This is a genomic window from Massilia sp. AB1, from assembly GCF_018119385.1.
GTDB lineage: Bacteria > Pseudomonadota > Gammaproteobacteria > Burkholderiales > Burkholderiaceae_D > Telluria.
In genome coordinates, this window is the sequence record NZ_JAGKSG010000089.1 from 1 (window position 1) to 5,726 (window position 5,726).

4 protein-coding genes are annotated in these 5,726 nt (G+C 62.2%); all 4 read left to right on the forward strand.

What is annotated here, in order from left to right:
- The coding region (locus tag J8847_RS23745; RefSeq protein WP_211527154.1) for a hypothetical protein at nucleotides 1-219 on the forward strand (219 nt) is incomplete at its 5' end.
- Between the two features lie 185 nt (nucleotides 220-404).
- Nucleotides 405-830 (forward strand): DUF2061 domain-containing protein, encoded by a 426-nt coding sequence (locus tag J8847_RS23750; protein ID WP_211527155.1) that lies wholly within the window; start codon nucleotides 405-407, stop codon nucleotides 828-830.
- 150 nt (nucleotides 831-980) lie between these two features.
- Nucleotides 981-3,914: a response regulator gene (locus tag J8847_RS23755; protein ID WP_211527156.1), complete on the forward strand. Its 2,934-nt coding sequence runs from the start codon at nucleotides 981-983 to the stop codon at nucleotides 3,912-3,914.
- Nucleotides 3,915-3,920: 6 nt separating this feature from the next.
- Nucleotides 3,921-5,486, forward strand: a complete 1,566-nt coding sequence (locus tag J8847_RS23760) for a response regulator (protein ID WP_211527157.1) — start codon at nucleotides 3,921-3,923, stop codon at nucleotides 5,484-5,486.
- The last annotated feature ends 240 nt before the right edge of the window (nucleotides 5,487-5,726 follow it).

Here is a 5,726-nt window from a genome sequence, read left to right on the forward strand (position 1 = left end):
CCACTGGCACCTTCATCAAACGCCCACACTTATCGACTGTTGATTGTTAAAGAACTTCGAAATCTGTCGTGCCGCCTTGTCGACGAAGCGTTGTGTTCGTCAGCAGCAGAGAAGCGAGATTATGCGGTGTTTTGCGATGTTCGTCAACTTCTTTTTCTTTCCACCTTTCACTCGCATCCTCAAAGGAGTGCGACTGCGTTGGGCGAAACAAGACTATAACAAAACGATGACATGGCCCGCAAGGGCAGTTGCTCGCTTGCGACAGCTGCGCCTTCACAGCTGAGCGCTCTCGACAATAGTCTCACGCTATCAATTACCTTAATTTAAATTGCTTTTCCCTATAAACGAGAATCACTATCATTTGACCTCACAGTAGTGATAACGATGCAAGAGAGGAGCCCATCATGGTCGTCGCAGCGAAGAAAACCAGCCAGGTCATCACCCACATGACGATCGCGTTTGCGATTGCCTATGCGTTGACCGGCTCTGTCGTCTTCGGCGGCCTTGCGATCATCATCGAGCCAATGATCAATGTCTTGCTCCTCCCTTTCCACGAAAAGGCATGGGCCGCTTTCCGGCTGCGGGCGACTACCGGCCGAGACCGCTATTTGGCCGTCGCCGGCGAGAAGCTGAGCCAGACCGCCATGCACATTGTGGTCGCCTTCTCCGTCATGTATCTTGCGACCGGATCGCTGGCCTTCGGCGGAATGGCCGCCGTGCTGGAACCTGTCTGCAACGTTCTGCTGCTGCCTGTGCATGACCGCTTCTGGGACAGACTCGAACTTCGCCTCAACGGCAAATTGGGCCTCGCTGAAACCAGGGCCGCATGACAACGATCTGGCTTGACGCATGTTAGTTGTCGCTTCGCCAAATCGTGTAGTTCCGCTCTTTCCAGTGTTACACTATCGGCCCAATCCCTGAGCACAGTCGGCATTGCATACCTGTGCGATCCCCGGTGCTTCCACCACGATGAGGCAATCATGAGTGAGATCGCTTGGCCTGCATGTCGCTGCGATACGGCCAACCTGATTCGCACGCGCGACTGGAGCACCAGTTCTCTCGGTCCACTGCAACAGTGGCCAGGTACCCTCCGCATTCTCGTCGAAGTGGTCTTGCGCGCCCCTGTCGGCATGGCCCTGGTGTGGGGCGACGACAGAACGCTTATCTATAACGATGCCTATGCGGCCATTGCAGGCGGCAGGCATCCCCGTGTCTTCGGCATGCCGGTGCGCGATGCCTGGCCCGAAGCCTGGGAAGACTTCAATAAGCCAGTACACGACGCCTGCTTTGCCGGCGAAGTCCAGACCTTCCAGGACAAGCACTTCGTGCTCGATCGCGACGGCACACCGAAAGACGTCTGGTTCGACCTTTACTACACGCCTGCGGTCGACGAACACGGGCAGGTGCGCGGTGTCCTGGCGACCGTGATCGAGACCACAGCGCGCGTGTGCGGCGAACAGCAACGCAGGCGCCAGGAAGAGCATCTTACCGAGGTCAACACGAGTCTCGATGCGCTGCGCCTCAAGCTGGAGCAGGCCAACCGCCAGCTTGCGGGCGACATGGACTTCCTTAACGAGTTGTTCCGCCAGGCTCCCAGCTTCATGGCGGTGGTGACCGGCCCCGACCACGTGTTCGAGCTGGCCAACGATTCCTATCTCCGGCTGGTCCAGCATCGGGACATCCTCGGCAAGCCGGTCAGGCAGGCCCTCCCTGAAGTGGTCGAACAGGGCTTCGTCGCCTTGCTGGACCAGGTGTACCGCGAAGGCGAGCCGTTTTACGGCCAGAACGTCGAGGTGCAACTGGAGTGCGGCGGCGGTGAGGCCATGGAACGCCGGGTGCTGGATTTCGTTTATCAGCCGCTGAAGGATACGAACGGCGAGGTCTGCGGCGTCTTCATCGAAGGCATCGACATCACCGAGCACGCCCTGACCGAAGAGTGGCTGCGGGTAGCACAGGAAGCCGGCGAGATCGGGACCTTCGAGTGGTATCCCGCCACCGGCCAGATGAAGGTCTCGGAGGCCTACCGTCGCCTGTGGGGATTCGACGCCGACACCGAGATTACCGCCGAGCTGCTCGTCGGCCGTATCGAGCCGTCGCACCGCCACCTTCTCGGTCCCAGCCGCCTTGGCAACGAAGACAATCCGATCGCCTACGCCGAGTACCAGATCCGTCGCGCCGATACGGGCGAGCAGCGATGGCTCGCGCGCCGAGGCCAGCCGGTGAGCGGCACGTTGGCCAATCAGCGCCGTTATCTCGGCGTCGCTTACGACATTACAGACCGCAAGCGTACCGAGGACAATCTGCGTCGTGCCGAGGCCGCCCTGCGGGAGCTGAATCAGTCGCTCGAACGCAAGGTCGTGCTGGAGGAAACGGAACGCGTCAAGGCGGAAGACGCGCTGCGGCAGGCGCACAAGATGGAAGCAGTGGGCCAGCTGGCAAGCGGCGTGGCGCACGACTTCAACAACGTGCTGCAGATCATCTCGAGCAATCTGCAGCTGATGGAAATCGACGGCATGGGCGAGCTGTCCGCTTCGCGCGTAGCAAGTGCGATCGCGGCCGTCGAGCGCGGATCGAAGCTGTCTTCGCAGTTGCTCGCCTTCGCGCGCCGCCAGCCGCTGCAGCCCGTGGCCACCCATCTCGGCCGCCTGATCGGCGACATGGATTCGCTGCTCCTGCGCGCCCTCGGCGACCGCATCGAGGTCGACATCCAGCAGCCGGCGGGCCTGTGGAATGTCGAAGTGGACCGCAACCAGCTCGAGAACGCGATCCTCAACATGGTCATCAATGCGCGCGACGCGATGTCGGGCGCCGGCCGGCTGACCATCAGTCTCGCCAACGCCGCTCTCGAGGACGCTGCGGGCGACCAGGTCTGCCTGGCGATCACCGATACCGGTTGCGGCATGCCGCCCGACGTCGTGCAGAAGATCTTCGATCCCTTCTATACGACCAAAGCGCCGGGCCAGGGCACCGGCCTTGGGATGAGCATGGTGTATGGCTTCGTCAAACAGAGCGGCGGCGAAATCCGCATCCAGAGCCAGCCTGGCCAGGGCACCACGATCCTGATCTACCTCCCGCGCTCGCATGGCGACGTCGCCGATGCGCACGTGGCGGACGATGCGACCGTGCTCGGCGTAGGCGAAACCATTCTTGTGGTCGACGACGACGCGGCGGTGGTGGCCGCAACCACCGACATGCTCGCGAGCCTCGGCTACCACGTGCTGCGCGCGGGCGATGCCCAGCAGGCGCTTGCGGTACTGCAGAGTGGCGTGCACGTGGACCTGTTGTTCAGCGATCTGTCGATGCCCGGATCGGTCGACTGCGCAACGCTGGTCGACCGCTGCCGCGACATCGCTCCTCACTGCGCGATCCTGCTGACGTCGGGCCACTTGCCGGACAAGGCGATCGAGGCAGGCATCGACCTGCTGCCGAAGCCCTACAGCCGCGAGCAGCTTGCGCGGGCGATCCACCAGCAACTCGACATCGTGGCTCCGGCCTTGCCGTCACCTGTTTCCCCGGCCGGCGCCGCGCTGGAGAAGATGCCGGCGGGACGCCGCATTCTCGTAGTCGAGGACGATACTGATACGCGCGAACTGGCATGCGAACTGCTGGCCGCACTGGGACATGACGCACGCGGCAGCGACTCGGCCGAGCAGGCCCTCTCGGTGCTGAACGAACGCGAGGTCGACGTCCTGTTCACTGACCTGAACCTGCCGGGCATGTCCGGCATCGAACTCGCGGCTCGGGCGATCGCGTCGCATCCCGCCCTCAAGGTGATCCTCGCATCGGGAGAAGGAAAAGCCATTCAACTTCCGGCGGACAGCGGCATCATCGTACTGCCCAAACCCTATGACCTGCTGCAACTGGAAGACAGCATCGCGCATGCCGCCATGCCAGCGACAACGCCTCTGCACTGAGCTCCCATGTCCCCAACTTTGACCGACTGCCGTGTCCTGCTGATCGACGACCAGCCCTTCAACGCGCAACTCCTGAACAGCATGCTCGCTACCGAGGCCGGCATGACCATCGAATACCAGAGCGAGTCCGTGCACGCGGTGCGGGCGGCGCGGGCATTCGCGCCGACGGTCATCATGGTCGACCTGCACATGCCCATGGTCGACGGCTTGAGCGTGATCCGCAGCCTGAAGGAGGATCCGGAGCTCGCGCCGATACCGGTCATCATGCTGTCGTCGAACGAGAACCCGCACATCAAGGCGGACGGTTTCGCGGCCGGAGCAATGGACTACCTGGTCAAGTGGCCGGACCGCATCGAGCTGGCGGCACGGGCGCGTGCGCATTCGCGCGCCTACATGGCGATCCGCGAACGCGATCGCGCGATGCAGGCGCTCGCGTCAAGCCGGGCCGAATTGCTGGAACGGACACGCCAGTTGTCGGATGCCCAGGCATCGCTGCATGAGGCGCAGAAGATGGAAGCCATCGGAGAGCTCACCAGCGGTATCGCACACGACTTCAACAATGTGCTCCAGTTGATCAATGGCCATCTGCAGCTGCTCAAGGTATCGCATCGGGCGGATGAACGCACGGTGCGCCGTGTCGACGCCGCGTCGGAAGGTGTACGCCGCGGCGCGCGGCTGGCCGCGCAGCTGCTGGCCTTTTCACGGCCACAGGCCTTGGCGCCGATGACGCTGCACGCCGAGGTCTACCTGTGCAGCCTGAGGGGAATGCTGCAGCAGGTGCTGGGTGAGTGCAAATTGAGCATTTCCGCGAATGGGTCTTTGCCGATGGCGTCGCTCGACCCTACCCAGTTCGAAAAAACCATGCTTCACCTGGTGCAGAACGCTGCCGAGGCGATGGGAGCGGATGGCCGCCTGGTGATCGAGATCGAGACCGCGCGCCTTCCGGGCGCGAACGACGTCGACCCGGAATGGATGCGGATCAGGCTCGTCGACAATGGCTGCGGCATGAAGGAAGACGTACAGCGGCGCGCATTTGAACCCTTCTTCACAACCAAGACAGATAGCCGTCGCTCGGGGCTCGGACTGAGTCTCGCTTTCAGCTTCGTCAAACAGAGCGGCGGGCAGATCGAGCTGTCGGGAAGTCCGGGTGCTGGTACGACAGTGACGATGTATTTTCCTCCCGTGGCGCCGGACGCCCTGCCGGGTGAGCGGATGCGCAATGTGCTGGTGGTCGAGGACGAGGCGCCGGTGCGGGAAGCGAGTGCGGAAGTACTGCGCAAGCTCGGGCTGTGTGTGCTGGAGGCGGCGGATGGAGAGGCGGCGATGGGCTTCATCCGGCAAGGGCTGCCGATCGATCTGCTGTTCACGGACATCGTCATGCCGGGGAAGGTGCGCGGCCACGAAGTGGCGCAGGCGATGGAAGAGTGTCTGCCGGCTGCGAAGCTGCTGTTCGCTTCGGGGTATCCGGGCGATGCGGAGGAAGAGATCTTCCAGCGCGTGCAGTTGATGCATAAGCCGTATCGGCTTGATGAGATGGCGCAGGTGGTGAAGCGGTTGTTGGAGCTGGAGTAGCTGCTGGTTTGCTAGCGTGCGTTGAACTTGGGTTCCGGCCAAGGGGACGCCGAGTCCCGGAAGTCGTAGCCGCCAGTGGCGGGTACGACGTTTGTAAGCAGCAAGCCACAATAGTTATCGCGATTAGCGCACCTAAGCTCAAAACCGTCGTTTCCGCGAAGGCGGGAACCCAAGTTCGTCGCGTTTCGATAGCGCTTTTATGGACCCACAAAAGCAAAAAAGCCCACCAGATCACTGAGT